21 protein-coding genes are annotated in these 26,785 nt (G+C 68.1%); 8 read left to right on the forward strand and 13 right to left on the reverse strand.

Going from position 1 to position 26,785, the window contains the following annotated elements; translation table 11 throughout:
• Positions 1–337 precede the first annotated feature (337 nt).
• Positions 338–1,414 carry a transaldolase family protein gene (locus ACX1D1_RS03240; RefSeq protein ID WP_459055897.1) on the reverse strand — a complete coding sequence of 359 codons (1,077 nt, stop codon included), beginning with the start codon at positions 1,412–1,414 and terminating at the stop codon, positions 338–340.
• Positions 1,415–1,561: 147 nt separating this feature from the next.
• Positions 1,562–2,308, reverse strand: a complete 747-nt coding sequence (locus tag ACX1D1_RS03245; RefSeq protein ID WP_182783204.1) for a GntR family transcriptional regulator — start codon at positions 2,306–2,308, stop codon at positions 1,562–1,564.
• A 147-nt stretch (positions 2,309–2,455) separates the two neighbouring features.
• Here ACX1D1_RS03245 and iolC point away from each other — a divergent pair, with 147 nt between their 5' ends.
• From iolC to ACX1D1_RS03280, 7 genes are all read left to right on the forward strand, one after another.
• Entirely contained in the window at positions 2,456–3,451 is a 996-nt protein-coding gene (gene iolC / locus ACX1D1_RS03250) for a 5-dehydro-2-deoxygluconokinase (RefSeq protein ID WP_459055898.1), read from the forward strand.
• Positions 3,451–4,323, forward strand: a complete 873-nt coding sequence (gene iolB / locus ACX1D1_RS03255) for a 5-deoxy-glucuronate isomerase (RefSeq protein WP_459055899.1) — start codon at positions 3,451–3,453, stop codon at positions 4,321–4,323. The genes iolC and iolB overlap by 1 nt, the downstream gene beginning before the upstream one ends.
• Positions 4,324–4,342: 19 nt before the next feature.
• On the forward strand, positions 4,343–6,223 hold the full coding sequence (gene iolD, locus ACX1D1_RS03260) for a 3D-(3,5/4)-trihydroxycyclohexane-1,2-dione acylhydrolase (decyclizing) (RefSeq protein ID WP_459055900.1): 1,881 nt from the start codon (positions 4,343–4,345) through the stop codon (positions 6,221–6,223).
• Positions 6,224–6,249: 26 nt separating this feature from the next.
• Positions 6,250–7,755: a CoA-acylating methylmalonate-semialdehyde dehydrogenase gene (locus ACX1D1_RS03265; RefSeq protein WP_459056535.1), complete on the forward strand. Its 1,506-nt coding sequence runs from the start codon at positions 6,250–6,252 to the stop codon at positions 7,753–7,755.
• Between the two features lie 126 nt (positions 7,756–7,881).
• The gene (locus ACX1D1_RS03270; protein ID WP_459055901.1) at positions 7,882–9,075 is read left to right on the forward strand and encodes a Gfo/Idh/MocA family protein; all 1,194 of its coding nucleotides are present in this window, start codon (positions 7,882–7,884) and stop codon (positions 9,073–9,075) included.
• An 860-nt stretch (positions 9,076–9,935) separates the two neighbouring features.
• The gene (locus tag ACX1D1_RS03275; RefSeq protein WP_182783208.1) at positions 9,936–10,328 is read left to right on the forward strand and encodes a phage holin family protein; all 393 of its coding nucleotides are present in this window, start codon (positions 9,936–9,938) and stop codon (positions 10,326–10,328) included.
• Positions 10,329–10,428: 100 nt separating this feature from the next.
• Positions 10,429–11,556 carry a zinc-binding dehydrogenase gene (locus ACX1D1_RS03280; RefSeq protein ID WP_182783209.1) on the forward strand — a complete coding sequence of 376 codons (1,128 nt, stop codon included), beginning with the start codon at positions 10,429–10,431 and terminating at the stop codon, positions 11,554–11,556.
• Positions 11,557–11,625: 69 nt separating this feature from the next.
• Here the strand turns inward: ACX1D1_RS03280 and ACX1D1_RS03285 are convergent, their stop codons facing one another.
• Both ACX1D1_RS03285 and ACX1D1_RS03290 read right to left on the reverse strand, forming a co-directional pair.
• Positions 11,626–12,486: a TIM barrel protein gene (locus ACX1D1_RS03285; protein WP_459055902.1), complete on the reverse strand. Its 861-nt coding sequence runs from the start codon at positions 12,484–12,486 to the stop codon at positions 11,626–11,628.
• 279 nt (positions 12,487–12,765) lie between these two features.
• On the reverse strand, positions 12,766–14,157 hold the full coding sequence (locus ACX1D1_RS03290) for an IS1380 family transposase (protein WP_459055903.1): 1,392 nt from the start codon (positions 14,155–14,157) through the stop codon (positions 12,766–12,768).
• Between the two features lie 185 nt (positions 14,158–14,342).
• Here ACX1D1_RS03290 and iolG point away from each other — a divergent pair, with 185 nt between their 5' ends.
• Positions 14,343–15,329, forward strand: a complete 987-nt coding sequence (gene iolG, locus ACX1D1_RS03295) for an inositol 2-dehydrogenase (RefSeq protein ID WP_459055904.1) — start codon at positions 14,343–14,345, stop codon at positions 15,327–15,329.
• Between the two features lie 969 nt (positions 15,330–16,298).
• On the opposite strand, the gene ACX1D1_RS03300 is transcribed toward iolG, so the two are convergent.
• The 9 genes from ACX1D1_RS03300 to ACX1D1_RS03340 all read right to left on the reverse strand — a co-directional run bounded on the left by ACX1D1_RS03300 (position 16,299) and on the right by ACX1D1_RS03340 (position 26,765).
• Complete coding sequence (locus ACX1D1_RS03300) at positions 16,299–16,904, reverse strand: histidine phosphatase family protein (RefSeq protein WP_182800437.1); 606 nt, start codon at positions 16,902–16,904, stop codon at positions 16,299–16,301.
• A gap of 72 nt (positions 16,905–16,976) precedes the next feature.
• The gene (locus tag ACX1D1_RS03305) at positions 16,977–17,972 is read right to left on the reverse strand and encodes an ABC transporter permease (protein WP_182800436.1); all 996 of its coding nucleotides are present in this window, start codon (positions 17,970–17,972) and stop codon (positions 16,977–16,979) included.
• Positions 17,973–17,989: 17 nt separating this feature from the next.
• Complete coding sequence (locus ACX1D1_RS03310) at positions 17,990–19,489, reverse strand: sugar ABC transporter ATP-binding protein (protein ID WP_459055905.1); 1,500 nt, start codon at positions 19,487–19,489, stop codon at positions 17,990–17,992.
• A gap of 63 nt (positions 19,490–19,552) precedes the next feature.
• Positions 19,553–20,578, reverse strand: coding sequence for a sugar ABC transporter substrate-binding protein (locus ACX1D1_RS03315; protein ID WP_459055906.1), 1,026 nt, complete (start codon positions 20,576–20,578; stop codon positions 19,553–19,555).
• Between the two features lie 128 nt (positions 20,579–20,706).
• Complete coding sequence (locus tag ACX1D1_RS03320) at positions 20,707–21,576, reverse strand: sugar phosphate isomerase/epimerase family protein (protein ID WP_459056536.1); 870 nt, start codon at positions 21,574–21,576, stop codon at positions 20,707–20,709.
• A gap of 92 nt (positions 21,577–21,668) precedes the next feature.
• Positions 21,669–22,673, reverse strand: coding sequence for a Gfo/Idh/MocA family protein (locus ACX1D1_RS03325; RefSeq protein ID WP_459055907.1), 1,005 nt, complete (start codon positions 22,671–22,673; stop codon positions 21,669–21,671).
• Between the two features lie 20 nt (positions 22,674–22,693).
• A complete protein-coding gene (locus ACX1D1_RS03330) occupies positions 22,694–23,626 on the reverse strand; it encodes a TIM barrel protein (RefSeq protein ID WP_182800432.1) in 933 nt (310 codons plus the stop codon).
• A 162-nt stretch (positions 23,627–23,788) separates the two neighbouring features.
• Positions 23,789–24,766: a serine hydrolase domain-containing protein gene (locus ACX1D1_RS03335; protein ID WP_459055908.1), complete on the reverse strand. Its 978-nt coding sequence runs from the start codon at positions 24,764–24,766 to the stop codon at positions 23,789–23,791.
• Between the two features lie 70 nt (positions 24,767–24,836).
• Positions 24,837–26,765, reverse strand: coding sequence for a glycosyltransferase (locus ACX1D1_RS03340; RefSeq protein ID WP_459055909.1), 1,929 nt, complete (start codon positions 26,763–26,765; stop codon positions 24,837–24,839).
• Between the last annotated feature and the right edge of the window lie 20 nt (positions 26,766–26,785).

Below are 26,785 nucleotides of genomic sequence, written 5' to 3' on the forward strand. Positions count from 1 at the left end.
CTTCGCTCCCTGAGGAGGTCCGCGTCGCGAAGCAACGGCAGGCTGTCCACTTCGCTCCCTGAGGAGGTCGGCGTCGCGAAGCGACCGCCGGCTGTCTCGAAGGGTCGTATCGCGACCTGACAAGCAGTCTTGCTTCAACGTTGCGATACAACCCTTCGAGACGACGCCCGCGCCTTCGGCGGGTCGTCTCCTCAGGGGGCGGGTGGGGACGTCGCCCGCGCCTTCGGCGGGTCGTCTCCTCAGGGAACGAGGGCACACGCAGGCCCCGGTCCGTCAGGAGCGGACCGGGGCTTGCGCGGCTCGGATTCCGGGGATCACACCCGGACGGGGATAAGGATCAGGCGGGGGCGATGAGGAAGTCGCGCACCAGGGCGTCGAGGTCGCAGTCGGCGCCCAGGAACTGGCGCAGCGTCTTGCGGGTGGGGCCGAAGTTCTCGAACTCCTCGATGCTCAGGCCGTCCTCCTCGTAGGCGCGGTTGAAGTCCTCGATACGCTGCAGCGACTCGATGATCTTCGGGTCCACAGGGACGTCGATCCGGCTCTCGGCCACGTAGTCCGAGTTGTTGATCCGCTTGGCCCACTTGAAGGGCGGGGAGACGACGAGGTCGCCACCGATGAGCTCGCTGTACTGCAGCACGTTGCGGAACGCCGCGGACAGCACGCGGGAGCGGAAGCCGCGCTCCTGGAAGATCTGGTAGGCCTTCTTGATGGCCGCGACACCCGCCCACTCCATGTGGCCCGGATCGATGAACAGCTGGGTGCGCTCGGCCTCTGCCTTCATCCAGTCGTCGAGACGGCCCACCATGAGGGTGACCACGGGCCACATGTCGTCGATGGACTTGCCCTCGGCCACGCGGCGCTGCAGGCCACGCTCGATGGCCTCGCCGGAGCGGACAACCTGGGCGACGGTGAAGGAGACGGTCACGTTCATGACCACGCCGCGGTAGGTGGCGTCCTCGATGGCCTCAAGGCCCACCTTGGTGGCGGGGATCTTCACGATGATGTTGGGGGCGAGCTCGGAGAACTCCACGGCCTGATCGGCCAGGGCCTTCGCGTCGCGGTGGTGACGGGGGTCCGTCTGCACGGACAGGCGCCCGTTGCGGCCGTTGGTCTCCTTGAAGATCGGCAGCAGCAGCTCGGCGGCCTCCACAGACATGTCCTTGATGGCCTGCCAGCCGATCTCCGACTCGCCCCACGTGGGGTTGGCGGCGGCGATGGCCTGGATCCGGGGGCCCCAGATGTCCTTGTGCTGCTTGATGGTGGTGTAGCCGATGACGGGGTTGCAGGTGGCTCCCACGCCGCCGTAGGAGATCGACTGGCGGAGCTCCTCAAGGTCGGCCGAGTCGTTCCACAGGGCGGTAGGGGTGGTCCGGGCCGCGGTCAGGAGCGGTCCCTCGGTGTACTCGATGGTCATGGCGATTCCTTCTCAAGCGGTGGTGCGGTCTCGACGATGAGGCCTGACACCATTGGACACTACATTGGTTTGTCCTGTCAAGGATATGTCAGAACAAATCGCAGGTCAAGGCGAACTTTTCTTGGCGACGGCGGCGCCGGGCTTGACTCAGGCCATCACCGTCTGGTCGTAGGAGTACATCGAGGCGCGGTAGACGTGCATGCCGAACTCCACCGCCCGGTGCTGCTCGTCGTAGGCCGTGCGCTGCATGGTCAGGAGCGCAGCGCCGGTGGGCTCGTTGAGGAGGCGGCCCTCGTCGGCCGTGGCCAGGCGGGCGCTGATCTGCTGGAAGCCCACCGTCACCTTCACGCCGCGCTCGCGCAGGCGGGCGTACAGGCCGCCGGACTCCAGCTCTGCCCGGGTCGGGGCGAGTGTGGCCGGCAGCCAGTTGCTCATCAGGGCCAGGGGCTCGTCCCGGAGCATCCGCAGGCGCCGCATGTGCACCACCTCGGAACCGGGAGCGATGTTGAGCGCCGCCGCGACACCCGGCGCCGCACCTTCGATCTCCCACTCCAGCACGGTGGTGCGCGGGTCCACGCCGGACTTCTCGAGGTCGTCGTTGAGCGAGCTGAGCGCCATGGGTCGGTGGACGCGGGTGGGGGTGACCTGCGTGCCGGCGCCGCGCCGTCGCACGATGAGGCCGCGGTTGGTGAGGGTCTCCATGGCCCGGCGCGCCGTCGGCCGTGACACCTTCAGCCGCTCCGCCATCGACACCTCGTCCTCGATGCGCGTGCCGGGTTCGATGGTGCCGTCCTCGATGAGCCTGGCGAGCGGCTCCGCGATCTGGGCGTGGAGCGGTGTGGCGCTGGTGCGATCGATCTCGATCTGCGCGATGTACGGGGCGCTGTGTGGCATCTGGTCTCTCACGTCGTCGTGTGCACACATTGTACTGCCAATGTCAGGTTGTAGCTAGACCTTTGTCAGGAGTTGACGGTTTGTCTTGACAAATGCCCGTCACTGGTTACGATAAGAGGGCACCTCCTCGAAGAAGCGGGACACATCATGGGACTTTTCGGCACGCGCAGCGTCGATGTGCTGACCATGGGCCGAATCGGCGTGGACATCTACCCCCATCAGCACGGAGTGGGCCTCGAGGACGTCACCTCGTTCGGCAAGTTCCTCGGCGGCAGCGCCACCAATGTGGCCGTGGCCGCCGCGCGCCTCCGTCGCTCCGCCGCCGTCGTCACCGCCGTCGGCGACGACCCCTTCGGCCGGTTCTGTCGCGCGGAGATGGGACACCTCGGCGTGTTCGACGACTATGTGAAGGTCGACGGCGACCTCAACACCCCGGTCACCTTCTGCGAAATCTTCCCTCCGGACAACTTCCCCCTCTACTTCTACCGCCGCCCCACCGCGCCAGACCTGCGGCTCCGCCCCGAGGACCTTCCGATCGACGCCATCGTCCAGGCGAAGGTCTTCTGGATCACGACGACGGGGCTGAGTCGCGAGCCCAGCCGTTCCACCCACCTGGCTGCGCTCAAGGCCCGCGGGCGCAGGCCGTTCACCATCCTGGACCTGGACTACCGCGAGCAGTTCTGGCCCTCGCCGGAGGCCGCGCGTGAGGCCATCGCCGAGGTGCTGCCCTACGTGGACATCGTCGTCGGCAACAGTGCCGAGTGTGAGGTGGCCGTCGGCGAGTCGGACCCCGAGCGGGCCGCCGAGGCGTTGATGGCCCGCGGCGTGGACGTCGCGGTGGTCAAGCGTGGCCCCGACGGCGTGCTCGCCATGGACGCGGACCGGGTGATCGAGGTGGCCGGCACCCCCATCGAGGTGGTCAACGGCCTCGGCGCCGGGGACGCCTTCGGCGGCGCGCTGTGCTTCGGGCTGATCAAGGAATGGCCGCTCGTGGACACGCTGGTGGCCGCGTCGGCCTCGGGTGCGCTCGTCGCCACCCGCCTCGAATGCTCGACGGCGATGCCGAGCGAGCCCGAACTGCTCGCGGCCGTGCGCCGCAATCCCGTCGATACCAAGACCCGCCACCGCGTCAAGGAGAACTGATGACCGACCATGTCCTGCCCGCCGGCTCCACCGGGCGGCCGCCGCTCGCCGTGGACGTGAGCCCGGAGTCCGCCAATTGGGCCTACTCCGGCCTCAAGGTCGCGGTGCTGGCCGCCGGCGAGTCCTACGCGTTCGGCACGGGCGAGTCCGAGTGCCTCGTGCTGCCGCTCGAGGGCGCCGCGACAGTCACCGTCGGCGGGGAGACCCACACGCTCGACGGGCGCTCCACCATCTTCGGCGAGGTCACCGACTACCTCTACCTTCCCCGGGGCGCCGAGGCCACCCTCACCTCCGTCGACGGCGGCCGCTACGCGCTGCCCAGCGCGGTGGCGAGCGAGACGCTCGACGTGCGCTACTGCCCGGCCGAGGAGGCCACCGTCGGCCTCCGCGGCGCCGGCACAATGTCGCGGCAGGTCACCAACTACGCCCTCAACAACACGCTGCAGACCAGCCGCCTGCTGGTGTGCGAGGTGATCACGCCCGGCGGCAACTGGTCCAGCTACCCGCCGCACAAGCACGACGAGACCACCGAGAACGAGCGCGAGCTCGAGGAGATCTACTACTTCGAGATCAAGGCCGACGAGCACGGCCCCGGCATGGCGTTCCACTCCACCTACGGCACGCCCGAGCGGCCCATCGACGTCGCCCTGCGCGTCAACACGGGCGATACCGCGCTGGTTCCGCACGGCTGGCACGGCCCGTGCGTCGCGGCCCCCGGCTACGACCTGTACTACCTCAACGTGATGGCCGGCCCCGGCGGGCCCGAGTGGCTCTCCGTGGACGACCCCTGCTATGGCTGGCTCCGCCAGACCTGGGATGACACCGATGTCGATCACCGCCTCCCTTACGCACCCACCCGGCTCGACGCCTGAGAAAGCGAGTAATCCTCACATGACCACCATCCGCCTTTCGGTCGCGCAAGCCATCGTCCGCTACCTGGCGCACCAGTACACCGAGCGCGACGGCGTCGAGCAGCGCTTCATCCCCGGCATGTTCGGCATCTTCGGCCACGGCAACGTCGCCGGCGTCGGCCAGGCGCTGCTGCAGCACGAGGTCGACCCGGCATTCGACGAGCCCTTCGAGTACTGGATGGGCCGCAACGAGCAGGGCATGGTCCACGTGGCCGCCGCCTTCGCCAAGCAGACCGAGCGCATGCAGACCCTCGCGGTCACCTCCTCGATCGGCCCCGGCGCCCTCAACATGGTCACCGGCGCAGCGCTGGCCACCACCAACCGCGTGCCCGTCCTGCTGTTCCCCTCGGACATCTTCGCCAACCGCATGCCGGACCCGGTCCTGCAGCAGGTTGAGGACCCGACGAACCCCGACGTGAGCGCCAACGACGTGTTCCGCCCCGTGTCGAAGTTCTGGGACCGGGTCAACCGCCCCGAGCAGCTGATGGTCTCCCTGCCCCGCGCCATGCGCGTGCTCACGGACCCGGCAGATACCGGTGCCGCCGTCGTCTGCCTCCCCGAGGACGTCCAGGCCGAGGCCTACGACTGGCCGGTTGAGTTCTTCGCCAAGAAGGTGTGGCACATCGACCGCCGCGTGCCGGACCGCGCCGCCCTCGCGCGCGCCGTCGAGGCCATCCGCGCCGCCAAGCGCCCCCTCATCATCTCCGGCGGAGGCACCATCTACTCCGGCGCCACCGAGGAGCTGCGCGCCTTCGCCACCGCCACCGGCATTCCGGTTGCCGACACGCAGGCCGGCAAGGGCGGCATCAACTGGGACCACGAGCGCGCCGTCGGCGGCGTGGGATCCACGGGCGCGGGCTCCGCCAACGCGCTGGCTGTGGAGGCGGACCTGATCATCGGCATCGGCACCCGCTACTCGGACTTCACCACCGGCTCGCAGACCCAGTTCAGCAACCCCGAGGTCAAGTTCCTCAACATCAACGTGGGCTCCTTCGACGCCGCCAAGCAGGGCGCCCAGATGCTCGTCGCCGATGCCCGAGAGGCGCTCACCGCGCTCACCGAGGCCCTCGAGGGCCACCGCGTCGACGAGGCCTATTCACAGAAGATCGCCGACGAGCGCGCCGCCTGGGCCGAGGCCACGGACAAGTGCTACCACCTCGGACACGGCCCGCTCCCGGCACAGACCGAGGTGTTCGGCGCCCTCAACGAGATGATGGGCGACGACGACATCGTCATCAACGCCGCCGGCTCCATGCCCGGCGACCTGCAGGCCCTGTGGCGCGCGAGGACCCCCGGGCAGTACCACGTCGAGTACGCGTTCTCGACGATGGGCTACGAGATCCCCGCGGCGCTCGGCTGCAAGATGGCGTCCCCGGACTCCGAGGTGGTGGCCATCGTCGGCGACGGCACCTACCAGATGTTGCCCATGGAGCTCGCGACCATCGTCCAGGAGCGCGCGAAGGTCATCTTCGTCCTGCTCCAGAACCACGGCTACGCCTCCATCGGTGGGCTGTCGGAGTCCCGCGGGTCGCAGCGCTTCGGCACCAAGTACCGGATGCGTTCGGCCGACGGCGGCCGCAGCGACGAGCTGATCCCCGTCGACATCGCGGCCAACGCGCGCTCCTGGGGCCTGGACGTCATCGAGGTCTCGACCATCGCCGACTTCCGCGAGGCCTACGCCACCGCCGTCGCCTCCGACAAGGCCACGATGATCCACATCGAAACCGACCTCTACGGACCCAACCCCCCCGGCACCAGCTGGTGGGACGTCCCGGTCACGTCGGTGTCCACGCTCGAATCAACCCAGAAGGCCTACGAAGAGTACGCGGAGGCCGTCAAGGGCCAGCGCCGCTTCTTCTGAGCCAGCACACTAAAGGAATGACTGATATGTCCATCACCATGCCCCATTGGATCGACGGCGCCGAGTACTTCGAGGAGGGTGTCGAGGTTCTGCCCATCGACAACCCCGCCACCGGCGAGGTCATCGGCGGCGTCGCCGAGGCCAGCACCGAGCTCATCGACCGCGCCATCGCGTCAGCCCGCGCCGCCCAGAAGATCTGGGGCCGCGCGTCGCTGGCCAAGCGCAGCCGCGTCATGTTCAACTTCCGCCAGCTGCTCATCGAGCGTCAGGACGACCTGGCAGACGTCATCGTCCGCGAGGGCGGCAAGACCCGCGGCGACGCGCTCGGCGAGATCGCGCGCGGCCTGGAGATCGTGGAGTTCGCCTGCGGCATCCAGAACGCGCTGAAGGGTGAGCACACCGTCGAGGCCGCCACCGGCGTCGACGTGCACACCCTCCGCCAGGCCGTCGGCGTCGTCGGCGCCATCGTGCCGTTCAACTTCCCGATGATGGTGCCGATGTGGATGCACCCGATGGCCCTGGCCACCGGCAACGCAGTCATCCTCAAGCCCGCCACCCCGGTGCCGTCCGTGTCGCTCATGGTGGCCAAGCTCTACAAGGAGGCCGGTCTGCCCGACGGCCTGTTCCAGGTGGTGTGCGGCGACAAGCAGGTGGTCTCCCACATCCTCGACCACCCCGGCATCGACGCAGTCTCCTTCGTCGGCTCCACCCCGGTGGCCAAGATCGTCGCCAGCCGGTGCGCCGCCTCAGGCAAGCGGTTCCAGGCTCTCGGCGGCGCGAACAACCACGCCATCGTGATGCCCGATGCCAACCTGGACTTCGCGGCCCAGCACATCGTCTCCGGCGCCTTCGGCGCGGCCGGCCAGCGCTGCATGGCCCTGCCCGTCGTCGTGGCCGTGGGTGAGGCGCACGACGCCCTGATCGAGAAGGTCAAGGCGCGCGCCGAGGTCCTGAAGGTGGGCCCGGGTTCGGACCCCGCCAACGAGCTCGGCCCGGTCATCTCGTCGAAGTCCCGTGAGCGGATCCTCTCCTGGATCAACGACGCGGAAGCCAAGGGCGCCAACGTGGTGCTCGACGGTCGCGGGTTCAGCTCCGAGGTCGAGGGCACCGCGAACGGCAACTGGGTGGGCCCCACCATCGTGGACAACGTCCCGCTCGAGACCCAGCTGTACTGCGAGGAGGTCTTCGGGCCGGTTCTCGTCGTGGTGAAGACCGACACCTACGAGGAGGCCATCGAGATCGTCAACTCGAGCGCGTTCGGCAACGGCTCGGCGATCTTCACGGAGAACGGCCAGGTGGCGCGCCAGTTCCAGCTCGACGTCAACGCGGGCATGGTGGGCATCAACGTGCCCATCCCAGTGCCGGTGGGCTACTACTCGTTCGGCGGCTGGAAGAACTCGCTGCTCGGCGATCACAAGATCCACGGCCAGGAGGGCGTGAACTTCTACACCCGCACCAAGGTGGTCACGACGCGCTGGGCCGGCTCCGGCAGCCACGGCAAGATCGGCCTGGACTTCGTCGCCACCAAGTAAGGCCGCTTGCGGCACCACACCTCGAGCACTGACCCTGGGGCCGATCCTGACCGAGCGCTGTTGCCCGGTCGGGATCGGCCCCGGTGAGTGCTCTCTTTCACGGCCCGGAGGGCCAGGCAGGACATCATGAACAAGCGCATCGGCGTCGGCGTCATCTCCCTCGGTTGGATGGGCCGGCTCCACACCCGCAGCTACAAGGCGCTCGCTGAGCGCTACCCGGAACTCGGGCTCGCCTGTGACCTGGTCGCCGCGTGCGACCCGGTGGAGGCCACGCGAGACTGGGCCGTCGACGTGGCGGGCTTCCAGCGCGCCTACGCCGACTACCGCGACCTCCTCGCCGATCCCGAGGTGGAGGTGGTCTCCATCTGCGCGCCGAACTTCCTGCACCACGAGATCGCTCTGGCGGCCGCTGAGGCCGGTAAGCCGTTCTGGATCGAGAAGCCCATGGGCGTCAGCGCGACGGAGTCGCGGGAGATCGCCCAGGCCGCGGCCGGTGCAGGGCTGGCCACCGCCGTCGGCTTCAACTACCGTCACGTTCCGGCCATCCAGTACGCGCGCCAGCTGATCCGCGACGGGAAGTTGGGGCGGGTGACGAACTGCCGGGTGTGGTTCATCGCGGATTACGCCTCCAGCCCCGACGGGCCGTTGACCTGGCGTTACGACCGGGCCCGGGCCGGCGCGGGGATCGTCGGCGACCTGCTGTCGCACGGTGCCGACCTGGCTCAGTACCTGGTGGGACGCATCTCGTCGGTCTCGGCCATGACGGACACGTTCATCAAGGAACGCCCCATCCCGATCGGCTCCGGAGGGGTGGGGCACTCCGGCTACACCGTCGGCGAGGAGAAGGGCCCCGTGGGGAACGAGGACTGGGTCGCGGTGCTGGCACGGTTCGACGGCGGCGTCGTCGGGGTGCTTGAGGCCAGCCGGGTTTCGGTCGGGCCGCGCGCGGAGTACATCGTCGAGGTGTACGGCACCGAGGGGTCGGTGCGCTGGAACTTCGAGTCGCTCAACCACCTCGACGTGTGTCTGGGTCGCGGGGAGGGCCCGATCCAGGGCTACACCCGCGTCATGGCCGGCCCGGGGATGCCGGACTTCGACCGGTTCCAGCCGGGAGCCGGCACCTCGATGGGCTTCGACGACCTCAAGGCAGTCGAAGCGGCGAAGTTCCTCATCTCCGTGACGACGGGGGAGCAGGTCGCGCCCTCTGCAGGTGACGGCTGGGCTGCCGCCGAGATCGACGAGGCAGTGGTGGCGTCCGCCGCCGACGGCCAGTGGCACGAGGTCGCGACGGTCGAGGCGGTCACCACCTTCGGCCTCTGACCCCTCCGCCCGCCCCGTTTCGGACGTTGACTCAAGGTGGTCGGGTGTGGCGACCCGTGCGCCGAGGCCCGTCCCCATCGCTCCCAGAGGAGGACCGCCCGCGGAACTGGCCCGCTCCCATCGCTCCCTGAGGAGGGCCGCCCGCGCAGCGGCGTGGCCCGTCTCGAAGGGTCGTGACTACCACCTTCCCGCAATTCTCGTGGTCGGGTGCGGTGAGCCGTGAGTCGACGCCCGAGCGGCCGTTGACCAAGGCCTGCCGGTTTCTGCGGGCTTTGTCTGTGGTCAGGTGTCGAGGCCGCCCGGGCCTCGCCTCCCGTCTCCCCGCACTCGTCTGCCCGGGGCGTGGTCGGGTCCGGGTGCGCGACCGCAGGGCGGCCCCGGGTCGGGTCTGCCCAGGCGGGACGCCAGTCAGTGATCCTCGGGTTGGGCAGCACTGCGCACACCCGCCCCGCCGTCCCGCACACTCACTGGTCGAGCCACGTGCTCGACGCCCGCCGGCCTCCCCTCTTCGCCCCCTGAGGAGACCTCCGCCGCGGAGCGGCCGGGGGTCGTCTCGAAGGGTTGTATCGCAAGTTGACAAGCAATTTTGCTGACAACCTGAGTCGCGACCCTTGTAGACCAGCCATGCCAGATTCGCCCCCGGGTGAGCCAGCCTCGGCACCGCGCGGGAGGGAACGGGGACGGGGAGGGGTCTGCAACTTGCTATGAGGAGCGCGGCTTCTGCGTATATGCACACAAACCGCTCTCCACATCGCAAGTTGCAGACGGACCCCGGCGACTCGGCTGGCGAAGCGCCTCAGGGAGTGGGTCGGGGAGTTCCCTGATCCGCGTGACACGCCGGGACCCCTACGCTCAGACGCATGAAGCTCTTCCTCCGCCTGGTCGCCACCGCCGTCGCGACCGCCGTCGCCGTGTGGCTGCTCCCCGGCATCACCCTCACCGCAGACTCCAACGTCGACCAGGCGCTCACCCTCCTCGGCGTGGCCGTCATCCTCGGGCTCGTCAACGCGATCGTCCGCCCCTTCGCCTTCGTCTTGGGCGCCTGTTTCATCATCCTCACGTTCGGGTTGTTCCTCTTCGTGATCAACGCCGGCATGCTGCTGCTGACCTCATACCTGGCCGGCGAACTGGGCCTGGGTTTCCATGTCGACGGGTTCTGGAACGCAGTGTTCGGGTCGCTGATCATCTCCGTGATCTCCGCTCTCGTGGCCTCGGCGCTGGGTGCAAACGATTCCACCAATCATTCCATGTAAGAACAAATAGTTGCGGCGGATTTATCTCGCCCCGCTAGTGACACGCGGTGTCTCGTGGTCCATACTGAGTTTGTCCACACAAAGTCAATGAGGAGCCAGCATGGACATTCCTGCCACGATGCGCGCCGCAGTCCTTCGGGCTCCGGGTGAACCGCTGTCGATCGAAACCATCCCCACCCCGCGACCCCGCGCGAACGAGGTGCTGCTGAAGGTCGCGGCCTGCGGCCTCTGCCACTCGGACCTCCACGTCCTCGGCGGCGCCATCGCCTTCCCCACGCCCTGCGTCCTCGGCCACGAGGTGTCGGGCACCATCGTCGAGCTCGGCCCCGGCATGCTCACCGGTGAGCTCGCCGTCGGCCAGAACGTGGCCGGCGCATTCCTGATGCCGTGTGGCCAGTGCAAGGCCTGCCGGGCCGGCCGCGACGATCTCTGCTACCCCTTCTTCCAGCTCAACCGCCTCAAGGGTGTTCTCTACGACGGTGAGACCCGACTCGCCGACAACGACGGCAACCCCATCTGGATGTACTCCATGGGCGGCCTGGCGGAGTACTGCGTGGTTCCGGCCACGTCGGTCACGCCCATTCCGGACAACCTTTCGCCCAAGAACACGGCCATCCTCGGCTGCGCCGCCATGACCGCCTACGGCGCCGTGCGTCGCGGGGCGGACCTCCGGTTTGGGGAGACGGTTGCCGTCGTCGCCACTGGTGGCGTGGGCTCGATGATCCTCAAGTTCGCCAAGGTGATGGGTGCACGACAGGTCATCGCGCTCGATGTCGACGACGACAAGCTCGCGGCGGCGAGGACGATGGGCGCCACGCACACCGTCAACCTCCTGAACAGAGACGCCCGCGAGGCTGTGATGGAGATGACCGACGGTTACGGCGTGGACGTTGCGTTCGAGGCGCTCGGCAGGCCGGCCACCTGGAACACCGCACTGGACATCCTGGCCGACGGCGGCCGCATGGTGCCCATCGGCCTGGGTGCCGGGGTGCAGTCCGCGGAGGTGCAGATCAACCGCACGGTGCGCCGTAGCCAGTCGATCATCGGTTCGTACGGGGCGCGCACCCGCGTCGACCTCCCGGCCGTGGTTGACATGGCCGCGCGAGGCCTCATCGAGGTCGACGACGTGGTCCACCAGGTGTTCAGCCTGGACGACGTCAACATCGGCTACGACAAGCTGCGAGCGGGCACCATGTCGGGCCGAGGCATCGTCGACATGAGCCTCTGACCCTCTGGGCAAAACGACAGGGGCGGTCACCATCACGGTGACCGCCCCTGTGCGCGTTCCGAGGATGCCTCAGGCGAGGGCCTTGAGGGCCTCGAAGGACTTCGCCGCGTTGTCGATGGGTCCTCCGACCGCAGGCGGCTCCTCGTCGATCATGATGTCCTGCTCAAGGACCCAGTATCCGTCGAAGCCGGCCTGATCCAGGAGGCGCACGATGGTGGCGAAGTCGATGTCACCGTCGCCGATGGGGACGAACATGCCGCCCTTGATGCCCTCGGACCAGGTGATCTCGCCCGGCAGCAGCTTGGCGGCCATGTCCAGGCGCACGTCCTTGGCGTGCACAATGCCCACGCGGTCCGCGTACTTGGTGACCAGGGCCACCACGTCGGCGCCGCCGCAGGCAAGGTGACCCGTGTCCAGGCACAGGCCGACGGTGGAGTTGTCCAGCACGCGCTCCACCTCGTCGACGTTCTGCACCATGGTGCCCCAGTGGGGGTGGAGGACGGCGGTGACGCCGTTGGCCTTGCAGACGTCGCTGATCCGGCTGAGGTTGGAGAACAGTGTCTGCCAGCCCTGCTCGTCGAGCTCGGGGCGGGCGTCGTAGCCGTCCTGGCCGGAATCTGCCGCCAGGACGAGGAACTCGCCGCCGGCGATCTCGAACGCGCGGAGCTCGGCCTCCACCATGGGGATGGGGTCGAAATCGGGGTCGTGCATGACGGCGAGGAAGAAGGCCCCGACCGGCTTGAGACCGAACTCGGAGACGACCGCGGCCCGCTCCTCTGCGTCGACCGGGAGCCAGCCCTGGGGGCCGAACTCAGTGGCGGTGAGGCCGATCTCCTTCATCTCGGTGAGGACGCGCTCGGGGGACATCTGGTAGCCCCAGCCCGGTACCTCACACACGCCCCAGCTGATGGGTGCGCCGGCAATCTTCATGTGCAGCTCCTTCGCAGCCAAGCCGCCTCGCGCGACTCGTTGGGAACCATTATGTCCTGCCAAACATCCGCATGTTTGACCACCCCCTGAATGGTGGCCCCATGCACGGTCTAGCCTCGATCTTTCATGACGGGCCTGTGTGGGGCTGGTCGGCGCCGGTGGCGTCGAGGTTGTTCTGATTCTTGCAGGTGGGTGTGACAAGACTCCGCGTGACGTCTGCGGGGCGGGTTTCCAGGCCGAGAGCTTCGTGATTCAGAGGGTCGTGTGGAGGTCTGGGGGTCAGGTCGCGGGTGCCGGGAGGCCTCGTAGTCGTTGGAGACCGTTGATGATCAGCCCACTCCAGGGGGATTGCTCGGTGAGGTGGACGACGACGCGGCGGGCTCGTCGGGCCAGCGTCGCGGGGATGGTGTAGAGCCGGTAGCGCAGCCGTTTCGGTTCCCAACGGCGGGCTTCATGCCCGGCCAGCGCGAGCATCCCGCTCCAGGCCTGCAACTCGGAGGCGAGTGCGACGATCTGGCACCAGATCCGATTCTGGTTGAACCCGTGCAGGGGCAGGTTGGTCAGGCCGGTGTCTTTCGCGATCCGGATGCGGTCTTCGCAGCGGGCGCGGCGACGATGCCGCAGTTCCAGCTGCTGCAGGGTGCCGAGGGTGGTGTTGGTGGCGAAGGCGGTAAGCCGGTAGCCGTCGACGTCATCGAAACGCAGCTGAGCGCCGGGGTGGGGCCGTTCGCGGCGGACGATCACCCGCATCCCGGTAGGCCAGCCGTCGAGGTTGAGCAGTCCGGTGAAGTCGGCCAGGTCGGCCCCTTCCCGCGGCTGGTTGTCGGCGTTGAGGGCGGGGACCCAGACCCAGCCGGGGACCTGCTGGTAGAGGGCGCCGGTGTCGAGTGGGAGCGTGAATCCCACCGAATAGGCGACGCGGTGCTGGGTGAGCCAGGCGGTGAAGTCCTTCGTGCCGCCGGCGCCGTCGGCGCGGACCAGGACCCTGCGCCCGGGGCGAGGGTCGCGGTCGGGGAGCTGCGCCAACGCCTGCTTGGTGACGGTGATGTGATCGGTGGCGGTGTTCGAGCCGGCGTTCCCGGGGCGTAGGTGGACCACCAACGCTTCACCGGTGCCCTCGGGGCCGTGGTCGGCGAATGCCATCAACGGGTGGAACCCGAACCCTCGCTTGAACGTCGGCGCCGCCTGCTGCTTCTCCGAATGTGCGGTGATCAGCGACGCGTCGAGATCGATCACCACAGGATCCCCGGCAGTGGCTGCGTGGTCGGGGGCATGCTCACCGGCCAGCGACCAGGCCCTGGCGCGGGCCTGCTGCCTGGCTCCGGCGATCGCCTTGATGGCCTTGTCCGCGTCCTCGGCCAGGGCGGCGATCAGGCGGGACACGGTCGGGTCCGATGCCACCGGGCCGTAGACCCCTGGTTCGGCGCGCAGGGTGGCGAGGTCGCTCAACGCTTCACCGCCGAGGACCAGCGACAGGGCCAGATCACAGATGATCTTGCCCGGGTCGTGGATCGCCAACGGTTTCCGCCACCGGGAGAGCGCCTCCGACAGGGCCCGGTCGAGGCCGGCCGCCCGGATGGTCTCGGTCAGCAGGATCCCGCCGGCCTGGCCGACCGCGGTGACCTTGGCGGTATCGACATGAACCCTGGGATAAGAGCCGGTACTCTTCACCTCGAAGGTGCTCCTCGCTTGTTGAATGATTGTGCTTCGCAAAACACATCATCCCAAGTCAGGGGCACTTTCACCATCTCAGGCCGCTACAGTCCACCCACCGTCATGAAAGCACGAGGCTAGTACCATATGTGCTGACATACACCGCCGTGACGCTGGTGCGCGGCCAACCCACAGGAGCACACATGATCCGCTTCGCGATCATCGGGGCCGGACGCATCGGCCAGGTCCACGCACGCGCCATCGCGTCCCACCCTCAGGCGACGCTCGCGCTGGTCTACGACGCCTTCGAGGCGCCCGCCAAGGGCCTGGCGGAGGCGCACGGGGCGCGCTACACCCTGGACGTCGAGGACGTCTACAACGCCGACGACGTCGACGCCGTCATCATCGGCTCGCCCACCGCGATGCACGTCGAGCAGATCCTCGGCTCCGTCAAGGGCGGCAAGCGGGTCATGTGCGAGAAGCCGGTCGCGCTGGGCATGGACGAGGCGAACCGCTGTATGGACGAGCTGGGTGCCGAAGCCTCGCGTGTCATGCTGGGGTTCAACCGCCGCTTCGACCCCTCCTTCGCTGAGGTCAACGCCCGCGTGGCCGCCGGCGAGATCGGCGCGCTGCAGCAGCTGACCGTCACCTCCCGTGACCCCCAGGGCCCGCCGGCCAGCTACGTCGCCGGCTCTGGTGGCATCTTCAAGGACATGACCATCCATGATTTCGACATGGTGCGCTTCTTCCTGGGCGACATCGTCGAGGTCAGCGCGTTCGGCACCAACGCCGATGAGGAGATCAAGGCCGCCGGTGACTTCGACCAGGCGATGGTCCTCCTGCGCAACGCCGACGGCGCGTTGGCGACCATCGTCAACTCGCGCACCTGCGCCTACGGCTACGACCAGCGCCTCGAGGCGTTCGGCGCCGACGGCTCTCTCTCGGCTGACAACCTCACGGCCACCTCTGTGCGCGCCGCCAGCGCCACGCAGACCGACGCCAGGGGACCGGTGCTCAACTTCTTCCTGTCCCGCTACGAGGCGGCCTACCGCGACGAGCTGGGCGCTTTCATCGACGCGGTGGTGGCCGACGGCGACGTCTCGCCCAACGTGATCGACGGCGTCGAGGCGCTGAAGCTGGCCGAGGCCGCGACCATCAGCGCCCACGAGGGTCGCACCGTCCGCCTCTGACCGAGGCGTCACCCCTACTTGCACTGGTCCCTGACCTCCACTGGCCGGGTCCTGGCGCTGTCTGGTGCCGGGAGCCCTGACACGAGGCCCGTGCGGCCCTTGACCACCTCCTGCTCCTCGACCGCCCGGTTGTGAGGGGCCGGGTAGTTGAGGCCGCCCGGGCCTCGTCTCACGTCTCCCTGCACTGGTACCTGCGTGGCGTGGTTCGGTCCAGGCGTGTGCCGGCAGGTCGGCCCTGGTGCGGGTCTGTCTTAGGCGGGTTCTTCTGGGTGCCCCGCGGGCTGGGCATCCCTGCGCCCAGCCGACCTGCCGTCCCCCACCTTCGAGCGCACCCCCCGTTCGGTCATCAAGCCGTCCGAGTGGGCGGGACGGGAGGTGACCGCTGAGCGTTCGCCTCAGTCGGTGCTCAACCCGGCCCATCCAGCTGGGGCGGTGTCGCGACACCTGATGGGGTGAACTCTCTTACCGTCACTTCTGGGGTCGACTACGGCATCAGAACTGCCACCTACGGCGTCGGCTACGGCACCAGAGGTGATAGTGAGGCGACCGAGCCAGCCGCGGCACGGACGGGACGTGAAGCGAGGGTGGGGGACGGCAGGGCGGCTGTGCGCAGTGATGCCCAACCCGACGATCACCGACTGGCCTCCCGCCTGTGCAGACCCGGGCCCAGGGCCGCCCTGACGGCGCACGCCCGGAAGGGACCACGTCATAGGGAAACGAGTGCAGGGAGCAGTGAGACGAGGCCCGGGCGGCCTCGTCTACCCAGCCAAGGATTCTGCCGCGATCAGCAGGGAGAATGTGGACAACGGCCGCCCGGGCGTCGTGTCAGGGCTCGCTGCACCGGGCGCTGGAGGCCTCGACGCAGCAGCGGGCGCTACGCGCCGCGGCTGGCTCACCCAGCGGAAGAAGTCGCGGCTTGGCGCGGCTCAACCAACGGGGGACAAGGGCCGCACGGGCCTCGTGTCAGGGTCAGTCCGTGTCGTCGGTGGAGGTGACGTAGTCACCCCACTGCTCGATCCTCCACCCGTCGGTGGTCGACCCGTTGAGCACGATCCACTGAGTGTTGTGCAGCGGCTGTGCGTTCTCGACCCCGATCGACGGGTCCTGCGAGATCGCCCACACCCGCAGCGCGGCGCCGTGGCTGACCAGCGCGACCACCTCGTCGCCCGCCTGCTCCATGGCCGCGACCGCGTTGGTGAACCGCGTGAGGAACTGGCGCGCCGTCTCTCCGCCCTCCAGCCCCACGTCGAGGTTGTGCGGAGCCCACGAATTGAGCATGCCCACGTACACGCTCCAGTCCGTGTTCATCTCCTCGATCCCGGCGGCGATCTCCTGGATCCCGTCAGCGATGATGAGCTCCAGCTCCCTGGCCTCCGCCAACGGCGCGGCCGTCTGCTGCGCGCGCGTCAGGGTGGAGGCGTACAGGGCCTCGATCTGTTCGTGCGCGATGGCCTCGACGAGCGCCTGGGCCTGCGTCAGCCCGTTCTCGTTGAGCGGCGCACCCGGGTGGGCGGTGTCGAGCTGGCGGTTGACGTTGCTCTCGGTTTCCCCGTGACGGATCAGGATCAGGCGCATGGGTCCACCGTACCGGGGGCATGCCACAGGGGCGGAGCCGCACCGGCCCCGCCCCTGCAACTGCTGTCTTGACTAGCGGTTCTTGCGCTCGTCGATGATGACTGCGACGACGATGATGGCGCCCTTGACGACCATCTGCATGAACGGGGAGACGTTCATGAGATCCAGGCCGTTGTTGATGACGCCGATGATCAGCGCGCCCACGACGACGCCCCACACCACGCCGATGCCACCGTTGAAGGACACGCCGCCGATGACTGCGGCCGTGATGGCGTCGAGCTCCAGCATGACGCCCAGGGTGGGCTGGCCGGAGCCGATGCGGGCGGCGAGGATCATGCCGGCGAGACCGGCCAGCAGGCCGATCAGGGTGTAGATGAGGAACTGCACCTTGCCGATGCTGATGCCCGAGACGCGGGCCGCCTGCTCATTGCCGCCGATGGCGTAGGTGTGCCGGCCGAAGCGGGTCCGGTTGAGGACCACCCAGATGACCACGGCCACCAGGAGGAAGATGATCATCGGCACCGGGATGCCGAGGATGGCGCCCTGGCCCAGCCAGTTGAATCCGTCCGCCAGGTTGGAGACGGGGCGTCCGCCGGTGTAGATGTTCGCCAGACCACGAGCGGCGGTCATCATGCCCAGTGTTGCCACGAACGGCGGGATGCGGAAGTAGGCGACGAGGGTGCCGACGATGGCGCCCACGATGGCGCCGACGAGCAGGCCCACGATGATCGAGACGAAGATCGGCATCGGGGGGAGGCCGGGGAACATCGCGGTGTCGCTCTGGACCTGGGCGAGGCTGGCCGAGACGACGGCCACCAGGGCGACGGTGGAGCCCACCGACAGGTCGATGCCTTTGGTGATGATGGCGAACATCATGCCGAGGGCGACGATGCCGATGGGGGCCACCTGGACGACGACGTTGATGAGGTTCTGTGACCTCAGGAACGTTCCCCCGGTGACGATGGCGAGGATCACCATGAACCCGATGAGGATCAGGAGGATGGCGTATTTCTTGATGGCCGCCGTCGCGTTGAACTTCGGTTTGGCCTCGACAGTGGTGTCAGACATGAGTAGTTGGTTCCTTCCTACGCGGCCGCGGTGCCGCCGGTGGCGAGTTGCATGATGGACTCCTGGTTGGCCTCCGCACGGGAGAGCTCACCGGAGATGCGGCCTTCGTGCATGACGATGACGCGATCGCTCATCCCGAGGACCTCGGGCAGCTCGGACGAGACCATGATGATGGCCTTGCCCTGTTGCGCGAGCTGGGACATGAGGCGGTGGATTTCACTCTTTGCGCCCACATCGATTCCTCGGGTGGGCTCGTCGATCATGAGGATCTCAGGGACCGTGAGCAGCCAGCGCGAGATGAGCGCCTTCTGCTGGTTGCCGCCGGAGAGGTTCTTGATCAACTGCTCAAGCGTGGGGGTCTTGATGCGCAGCGCCTGGCGCTGGGCCTCGCTGTCCTTGCGGATCTGCGCCATGTTGAGGAAGCCCTTCGGGCTGTACTTCGGCAGCGCGGCGATGGTGATGTTGTCGCGGACCGACAGCACACCCATGATGCCGTTGTGCTTGCGGTCCTCCGTCAGCATGCCGATGCCGGCCGCGATGGCGTCCTTCGGCTCGCGGACCTTGAGCTGCTTGCCCTCGACGAAGATCTCGCCGCTGTCAGCGGGTTCGATCCCGAAGATGGTCTCGAGCACCTCCGTGCGGCCCGCGCCCATGAGCCCGGCGAAGCCGAGGATCTCGCCGCGGCGCACCTCGAAGCTGACGTTCTGGACGAACCGACCCCGGTTGAGGTTGCGGACCGACAGGACCACCTCGCCGATCTCGGCCTCCAGCTTGGGGAACATGCTGGTGAGCTCGCGGCCCACCATCAGCTGGATCAGCTTGTTGCGGTCCAGCTCCTTCGCCGGGAGGGAGACGACGTGCTTGCCGTCGCGGAACACCGTGATGTCGTCGGAGATCTTGAAGACCTCGTCCATCTTGTGGGTGATGTAGACGATGGCCACGCCGAAGTCGGTGAGCCGCTTGATCATCCTGTGCAGGTGGTCCACCTCCCGCTCGGGGATGGCGGAGGTGGGCTCGTCCATGATGATGATCTTGGCGTCGTAGCTGATGGCCTTGGCGATCTCCACCATCTGCTGGCGCGCCACCGTGAGGTCCTTCATCTTGGCGCGCGGGTCGATCTTCATGTCCCACTCGTCGAAGAGTTCCTGGGTCTTGCGGATGATCAGCTTGGGGTCCAACAGCCCGAACTTGCCGCGCTGCTCCCGGCCGAGCCAGATGTTCTCGGCCACCATCATCTCCGGCACGGGAGACAGCTCCTGGTGGATCATGGAGATGCCGTGTTCGAGGCCGTCCTTGGTGTCCTTGAAGCTGACCATGTCACCGGCGAGTTCAACCGTGCCGGCGTCGGGGGTGTACATGCCGATCAGGCACTTCATGAGCGTGGACTTGCCAGCGCCGTTCTCCCCCATGAGCGAGTGGACCGTGCCGCTTCGCACGTCCAGCTGTACGCCGTCCAAGGCCACCACGCCGGGGAACGTCTTTCGGATGTCACGCATCCGCAGAATTACCTCTTGCATTTCCTATCCTCCCTGCCGAAGCAGAGGGCCGGGGCGATCATCGCACCCGGCCCCCTGGGTCCGTCACTTCTCGAAGTCGGCCATGTTGTCAGGGGTGACGAGCTGGTAGGGCACGTCGATGACGCCGGCGACCTCTTCGCCGTTGTACAGGTTGATGATGGAGTCCACTCCACCGGCGCCCTGGCCGGCCGCATCCTGGAACACGGTCACCTCGAGCTCGCCGGCTGCCATCGCGGCGAGCGCGTCTGCGGTGGCGTCCACGCCACCCACGATCACGTCGTCGAGCTTGTCGGCGTTCTTCAGAGCCTGGATGGCGCCGAGGGCCATCTCGTCGTTGTTGGCGCAGATGATGTCGATCTCGTCACCGGACTGGATCCAGTTCTCGGTGATGGCCAGGCCCTCTTCGCGGTACCAGTTGCCGGCCTGCTCGCGCAGGAGCTCCATCTCCGGGTAGTCCTCGAGGATCTGCTTGCAGCCTTCGGTGCGGTCACGCGCGGCCTCGTTGGCGGGGTCGCCGATGAGGATGCCCACCTTGCCCTTGCCGTCGGCGAGCTCGGCGAGCGCCTCCATCTGAAGCTGGCCGGCCACCAGAGAGTTGGATCCCACGTAAGGCACGCCCACGGGCAGGTCGGAGGGGCGACGGTTGACGTAGACGAGCGGGATCTCGGCGTCCATGGCCTTCTCGGTCATGGGGCCGGCCGCGTCGGTGTCGACGGGGATGATGATGATGCCGTCGAGGCCCTGGGAGATGAAGTTCTCCACCTGGCCCAGCTGGACGTCTGCCTTCTCCTGGGCGGCCACGATGGTCACCTCGACACCGGCTTCTGCGGCGCGGGCCTCGATGCCGTCGGCGACGGTCTGCAGGAACTGATCCAGGATCGGGAATGTGACGCCGATCTTGATGACCTCGCCGTCGGCGGGCTTGACGACCTCGCCGGGCTCGAAATTCACGGTCTCGAGGGGGGCCGAGGAGGGAGCGTCGGATCCTTCGGCGGCGGAGGTGGTGGGGGTGCTGGCGGTGGTGCCGCAGGCACTCAAGGCGAGGGCGCCGGCGGCCAACAGGCCGACGAGCTTGATTCCTTGCTTCATTGCAGTCTCTCTTCCGAGGGTGGTTGCGGTGTCTGGTGACTCCGCAGGGAGGGAGTGTCGCATCGTTGCAACACCGCTATGATGACCTGACAAAGAACTGTATGTCAAGACAAAGATTTCAGATGTTATCAGTTCGTTGTGAACTCGGCCTCGAGGCGCTCCCGCATCCGGACGTGGATGGCGTCCGCGTCCTCCTCCCAGCCGAAGACGCACACGGACAGGCGGGCGTCGTACTCGATCTCGCGCAGGTACCCGAAGACCTCGTCCCAGGGGACCTCTCCGTTGCCGATCTCATTGTGCTGGTGAATACGTGCGTCAACGCCCGGGGGGTTGATGATGTAGCGGTTGCCGACGTTTGCCAGATGGTTCCACACGTCGCCGATGTGGATGTGCCGGAGGCGGTCTCCGGCGTACTCCATCAGCTCGCGCGGGTTGCTCTTTCCCGACGACAGGTGGAAGAGGTGGGGGAGGCAGAACTGGTAGTTGAACCAGTCCTTGTTGACGCCGCGCACCACCTGGACGGCCCGGTCGTTTGTCTCAACAAAGTCGTACGGGTGGGCCTCGACGACGCACTCGATGCCACGCTTCTCGAAGTCCGGGGCCAGCTCCTCGATGGAGCGGTAGAACTGGTGCTCGCTCGTGAGCGCCCGGTTGGGATCTCCTGAGAACTCGGTGGCCATCATCGGCACTTCGAGTTCCTCGGCGATCTCCAGGAGCCGGCGCCAGTTGCGCACCTGTGCCTGGCGCTCCTGCTCGTCAGGGGAGGACCAGTTGAAGACGGGGTTGAAGGTCTCGATCTTGACGCCGGTGGCCTTCATTGCCCTCTTGACGCGCGCGATCTCGGCGTTGTCGACCTTGGGGTAGTGGTGCCACTCGTGGAAGTCGGCGCGAGGCGACAGCTCGATGTAGCCGTAGCCGAGGTCGGCGGCCTTCTCGCACTCCTGGGCGACGGTGAGGTGGGGGTGGTACATGGATGGGTCGAGCAGGATCTTGACCATGACGGCTTCCTTGGCGTGCTGGGCGGGGGTGGAGCGGGAGAGGGAGGGGGACGGAGTGAGGGCGCCCGCCCGGGAGCGGGCGCCCGTCAAGGTCACGCGTAGAGGGCGGGACGCTCGATCATGGAGATCGGCACTTCGCCGTCCTCCGTCAGTGCCTTGACGCCGGCGTCGCACACCACGGCGGCGGCGTAGCCGTCCCAGGAGCTGGAGCCGGTGTGGCGATCCGCCGACGCCGCGGTGATCCACTCCTGGACCTCGGTGACGAAGGCCTGGCCGAAGCGCTGGTTGTGGTCCATCGTGAGCCGGTTGTGGCGCCCGAGCTTGTCGGCGCGGTGCACCAGCTCCTGGTCGCCCAGGCGGACGATGCCCTGCTCCGCCACCAGCTCGCACTGGATGTCGTAGCCGTACTGGCAGTTGACGAACACCTCGTCGTCGACGCGGACGCCGGACTCGGTGGTGAGGATCAGCACCAGGGGATCCTGCAGGTGCTCGAAGCGCAGCGAGGTCTTCTTCGGCTTGTCCACGCGGGCAGAGACGAACTCCTCGCCGAGCAGCCAGCGCATGGTGTCGATCTCGTGGATGGCGGTGTCGTTGATGGCCATGTCCCAGGTGTACATCTCGGGCACGGTGGGGTTGCGGTGCGCGTTGTGCACCATGAGCGCCTCGCCCACCTCGCCGTCGTCGAGGATCTTCTTCATCTCGCGGTACGAGGCATCGAAACGGCGCATGAAGCCGACGGTGACCAGCTTCTTGCCGGCCTTCTGCTCGGCCTCCATGATCTCGACGCACTCGGCGGCCGTCGGCGCCAGGGGCTTCTCGCAGAAGACGTACTTGCCGGCCTCGATGGCGGCGATCACGTCCGGCTTGTGGGCCGGTCCGTAGCTGGCGATCATGATGGCGTCCACGTCGGGCGAGGCGATCAGCTCGGCGCTGGTCGCGAAGGCCGTGCCGCCGATCTGCTCGGCCACCGCGGCGGCGTTGTCAGGGTTGACGTCGCTGACGGCCACCACGCGGCCGCCCGAGATGACGGTGTGGATCCGCTCGATGTGGGCCTTGCCCATGCCACCGGGGCCGATCATTCCGATACGAAGGGTCATGTGAGTCAGTCTTTCCTGGATCAGAGGAGGCCGAGGCCGCAGGAGGCCAGGAACTCGCGGGTCTTGATGGCGTTGGGCAGGGGGTAGCCCGGGTCGCAACCGAACATGTCCTGCTCGGTGATGACGTAGAGCTCCTTGTTGAGATCGGCCAGGGCCTCCACCAGGGTGGGCATGTCGGGCTCGCCCTCCGGCGGGGCGACGGAGCAGCCGGCCTTGACGGCCTTCACGAACGGCCAGTCCTCGTCGTGGGCCTGCTTGACCAGCTTGGGGTCCATGGCCTTGATGTGCACGTAGCTGATGCGCTCCGGGTAGTCCTTGATGAGCGCGATGTTGTCTGCCATGCCGTAGACGATGTGGCCGGTGTCCAGGCAGAAGCCGACGTACTCGGGATCCGTGGCCTGGAAGATGCGGTCGATGTCCTCGCGGGTCTCGATGTGCGAGTCGCCGTGGGGGTGCAGCACCATCTTGAGGCCGTAGTCCTCCTTCATCATGCGCCCGAGTCGGTTCGCGTTGTTGATATAGAGGTCCCACGCGGCGCCGTCGAGGTGGCGGTCGTCGGTGAAGTCACCGGTGATCTCGTCGCGGAACATCGGGGGCAGGTGCACCACGTACTCGGCGCCGACGGCGGCGTGGGTCTCGCCCACGGCGCGGAAGGTCTTCTCGGTCTCGGCCCAGGCCTCCTCCTTGTGGAGGATGCCCCACGCGGTGCCGGCGACGACGCGGAAGCCGCGCTTGCCCATCTCGTCCATGAGGCGCTTGGGGTCGGTGGGGAAGTAGCCGAACGGCCCGGTCTCCATCACGGAGAAGCCGGCCTCGGCCATCTCGTCGAGTGCCTTCTCCCACGGGATCTGGTCCGGGTGCTCGGGGAACCAGACTCCCCACTGGTCGGGGCAGACTCCGACGGTCAGCTTGGAGTAACGGGGGTCAGTGTTACGGCTCTTGTCGACAGCCATCGTCATCCTTTCGGGGGTGCTCTTCCTTGAGCTGGCTCCAGCCTAGATCCTTCCCTTTGTACTGTCAATGGGGGGTCGGTTAAGACGTCGCTAGGACGGTTCTGGGCGCGATGGCCCGAGTTGTCCGCACATTGAATGCTGCGCGCTGGGACTCGCGGAGGCCTAGTGGCCCTGCTTCACAAGGCGTTCCAAAGTGGACACCTCGAAGCCGGGCCGCTCGGGCCGGTTGGTCATCAGCGTCCACGCCACACCGGCCGCCGGGTTGATCCAGAACTCGGTGCCGGACCAGCCGGCGTGGCCGAACACGCCGTCGGTCGCGCCCCATCCGGGGAGCTTGACAGTGAAACCGTACTCGTCGCCGTCGTCCTGCGGGAGCGGTTCGTGGACAGGAATGCCGACGGTGAGGGGGCGTCGCATCAGGTCCAGGGTCTCGGGGCGCACGACGGCGCCGTCGCCCCGTAGGAGCGAGACGGCCACCGTGAGCAGGTCCTCCGCCCGGGCGATGACGCCCGCGCCGGGGTGGTGCTGGGCGGCGAATGTGGCCATGTCGAAGGCTCCGGGCCCGAGGACGGGGGGCGGGTCCGAGGCCTCGTCGAGGGTGAAGCTGGTCCCGAGTTCGTCGTTGAGGGCGCTGAGCCCGGCCTCCCAGGGTGCGCCGCCGGCGTGCTCGATCAGCGCCGCGATGCCCTCGAACGCGAGCGAGGAGTAGCGGCGCAGGGTGCCGACGGGGGTGTCGCGGCCGGCCGTCTCGAGGGCCTCGCGGAGGGGGCGCCGGTCGTCCAGCTCGGGCTCGGTGATGCCGGAGGTGTGCGAGGCGAGGTGGCGGAGGCGGACGACGTCGTCGCGGCCCGCGCCGAACCCCGGGAGCGCGTCGGTCAGGGGGGTGTCGAGGGAGAGCGTTCCCCGCTCCAGCTCGCGAGCGGCGAGGAGGCCGACGAGGGGCTTGGTGATGGAGAACAGCCGGTAGTGGTCGCCCGTCCGCGCCTCGCGGGTGCCGGTGCGCCCGAACGATTCCAGGGCCACGATGCCCTCGCGGGTGGCGACGCCTAGCACGGCGGTGGGGAGGGCGCCGTCGCGGACGAGGCTGGAGACGTAGTCGAAGGCGGCGTCAAGGTCGGGGGAGCGGGAGGTGGTCGTCATTGGTTCGCCTCGTTGCAGTGGAAGGGACAGCGCTTGCCTGCTCGCCATCGTAGTGGCGCGATGAGCCCTCTCAGGGCAGGTGGGGGACGTCTCCCCGCAGGCCCGTCGACGTCACGATGGTGTCGGCCTGGCCCCCGCTGTGGGTGATGGTGCGGTCGTCGTCGTGGACCGTCAGCTGCGTGCGGTGATGCCGCAGCGCCTTCGCGACGCGCGGGCGGTACCCCTCAAGGTCGAACCACCTCGCCGCGACCTCGCGGTCCGTGGTGAGCGCGGCGAACGGGATCCCCACCGAGTCGGCTGCGGCCCGGCTCAAGTGGTGCGTGCGCACGTGGTCCGGGTGGCCGTACCCGCCGTCGTCGTCGTAACTGACGACGAGGTCCGTGCCCATCTTGCGCAGGAACGCCGCGATGTCCGCCGTCGCCTCCGCCTCGTCCGCCGACGTCAGCGACCGCTCGTCAGCCTCCTCTCCCGGGCCCGCGAGCCCCTCGGAGATCCACCGCATACCTGAGTCCAGGAAGCGGCGCGGCTCTTCCGACGCGCGGGCGGGCGGCATCCCCAGATACGCGTGGGCGTGCACGCCCAACGAATCCAGGGCCCCCGCCAGCTCAGCCTCGCGCCGCTGCTCCAGCGCGGGCGTGCCCTCCAGGTAGGACAGCGGACCGGGCACCACGCCCCCCATCTCGCCGCGGGTGCACGTGAGCACCGACACCTTCAGGCCCTCGTCCACCAGGTGCGCGATGAGCGCGCCGGAGGCGAGCGTCTCGTCGTCCGGGTGGGCGTGGATGAACGTGACGTGCTTGACCGCGCCGTTGGCGATGGCGCGACGGTAGGCCTGGAGCGTCCGGTCCGCCACGTGCGCCCACGTCATCGATTCAGCACGTTCGCGGGCGGTGACGCCCATCCGCGCCCGACGATCGGGGTCGCGGAGGAGGCGCAGCAGCGCCGCGGCCCAGTCTGCGGGATCGTGCGTGGGCACCAGGTCGCCCGTGTGGGTGTTGCAGATGGCCTCGGTGAGCCCGCCGGCGGCAGCGGCCAGCGTCGGGATGCCGGAGGCCGACGCCTCCAGGGCCACCAGGCCGAAGGTCTCGGAGTAGGACGGCACCAGCATCACGGAGGCGTGCCGCATGATCCGCGCGAACGACTCGCGGTCCTGCCCAGGAAGGAAGGTCACCTCGCCCGCGACACCACCCTCCTCGACGAAGCGGTGCAGCTCAGCCTCGTAGTCGGCGAAGTCCGCGGAGACCTGACCGACGATCACCAGATCCGGCCGCTCCTCGGCGGGGATCAGCCCGAGCGCCCGGATGGCCACGTCAGGGGCCTTGAGCGGCTGGAGGCGGGCGGCGAACAGCACGTAACCCGGCTTGACGCCGGGCGCCGGCACCCATACCTCTCCCGGGTCGGCCGGATGGAACAGCTCGGTGTCCACCCCGGGACGCACGATCATCACCTGCTCCGGGTCCGCCTGGCAACGCCCGATGACGACGGCGGCCTCGTGGCGGCTGACTGCCAGGATGAAGTCCGACTCCGTGGCGCAGTAGACCTCGCCGTCGATCCGCGCCGGGGACTCCGCGGGCTCGCCGTCGCGCAGGGAGGAGTTGGGGTGCGCCGCCACTGAGTGGAAGGTCATCAGATGCGGGATGCCGGCCGCACGGGCCAGCGGGATGGCGGCCACGCCGGACATCCAGTGGTGGGAGTGCACGAGGTCGAAGCGGTCCAGCGAGCCCAGATTTTCGCGGAATTCGTCGATGTGGGCATCGATCTGGCTCTTCGGCAGGGGTGTGGCAGGGCCGGCGGTGATGTGGTGGACGATCAGGCCGTCGTCGAGGGTGGCGGTGGCGGGCTGATCCGCGGAGGAGCGTCGCGTGAAGAATTCGACGTGCGCCCCGGCCTGCTGGAGAGCAGTGGCGAGGGCCCGGATGAGGACGTTCATGCCCCCGGCATCGGCCGTGCCGGCCCGCTCGGCGGGGGAGGTGTGGAGCGAGATGAAGGCGACGCGCATGGGGTGACGCTACTACCTCC

The organism is Tessaracoccus luoxuelianae (genome assembly GCF_054483915.1).

Excerpts from the sequence above, each read along its gene's own strand:
- ACX1D1_RS03240 (WP_459055897.1), bottom strand. The coding sequence starts at position 1,414 with ATGACCATCGAGTACACCGAGGGACCGCTCCTGACCGCGGCCCGGACC.
- ACX1D1_RS03245 (WP_182783204.1), bottom strand. The coding sequence starts at position 2,308 with ATGCCACACAGCGCCCCGTACATCGCGCAGATCGAGATCGATCGCACC.
- iolC (WP_459055898.1), top strand. The coding sequence starts at position 2,456 with ATGGGACTTTTCGGCACGCGCAGCGTCGATGTGCTGACCATGGGCCGA.
- iolB (WP_459055899.1), top strand. The coding sequence starts at position 3,451 with ATGACCGACCATGTCCTGCCCGCCGGCTCCACCGGGCGGCCGCCGCTC.
- iolD (WP_459055900.1), top strand. The coding sequence starts at position 4,343 with ATGACCACCATCCGCCTTTCGGTCGCGCAAGCCATCGTCCGCTACCTG.
- ACX1D1_RS03265 (WP_459056535.1), top strand. The coding sequence starts at position 6,250 with ATGTCCATCACCATGCCCCATTGGATCGACGGCGCCGAGTACTTCGAG.
- ACX1D1_RS03270 (WP_459055901.1), top strand. The coding sequence starts at position 7,882 with ATGAACAAGCGCATCGGCGTCGGCGTCATCTCCCTCGGTTGGATGGGC.
- ACX1D1_RS03275 (WP_182783208.1), top strand. The coding sequence starts at position 9,936 with ATGAAGCTCTTCCTCCGCCTGGTCGCCACCGCCGTCGCGACCGCCGTC.
- ACX1D1_RS03280 (WP_182783209.1), top strand. The coding sequence starts at position 10,429 with ATGGACATTCCTGCCACGATGCGCGCCGCAGTCCTTCGGGCTCCGGGT.
- ACX1D1_RS03285 (WP_459055902.1), bottom strand. The coding sequence starts at position 12,486 with ATGAAGATTGCCGGCGCACCCATCAGCTGGGGCGTGTGTGAGGTACCG.
- iolG (WP_459055904.1), top strand. The coding sequence starts at position 14,343 with ATGATCCGCTTCGCGATCATCGGGGCCGGACGCATCGGCCAGGTCCAC.
- ACX1D1_RS03300 (WP_182800437.1), bottom strand. The coding sequence starts at position 16,904 with ATGCGCCTGATCCTGATCCGTCACGGGGAAACCGAGAGCAACGTCAAC.
- ACX1D1_RS03305 (WP_182800436.1), bottom strand. The coding sequence starts at position 17,972 with ATGTCTGACACCACTGTCGAGGCCAAACCGAAGTTCAACGCGACGGCG.
- ACX1D1_RS03310 (WP_459055905.1), bottom strand. The coding sequence starts at position 19,489 with ATGCAAGAGGTAATTCTGCGGATGCGTGACATCCGAAAGACGTTCCCC.
- ACX1D1_RS03315 (WP_459055906.1), bottom strand. The coding sequence starts at position 20,578 with ATGAAGCAAGGAATCAAGCTCGTCGGCCTGTTGGCCGCCGGCGCCCTC.
- ACX1D1_RS03320 (WP_459056536.1), bottom strand. The coding sequence starts at position 21,576 with ATGGTCAAGATCCTGCTCGACCCATCCATGTACCACCCCCACCTCACC.
- ACX1D1_RS03325 (WP_459055907.1), bottom strand. The coding sequence starts at position 22,673 with ATGACCCTTCGTATCGGAATGATCGGCCCCGGTGGCATGGGCAAGGCC.
- ACX1D1_RS03330 (WP_182800432.1), bottom strand. The coding sequence starts at position 23,626 with ATGGCTGTCGACAAGAGCCGTAACACTGACCCCCGTTACTCCAAGCTG.
- ACX1D1_RS03335 (WP_459055908.1), bottom strand. The coding sequence starts at position 24,766 with ATGACGACCACCTCCCGCTCCCCCGACCTTGACGCCGCCTTCGACTAC.
- ACX1D1_RS03340 (WP_459055909.1), bottom strand. The coding sequence starts at position 26,765 with ATGCGCGTCGCCTTCATCTCGCTCCACACCTCCCCCGCCGAGCGGGCC.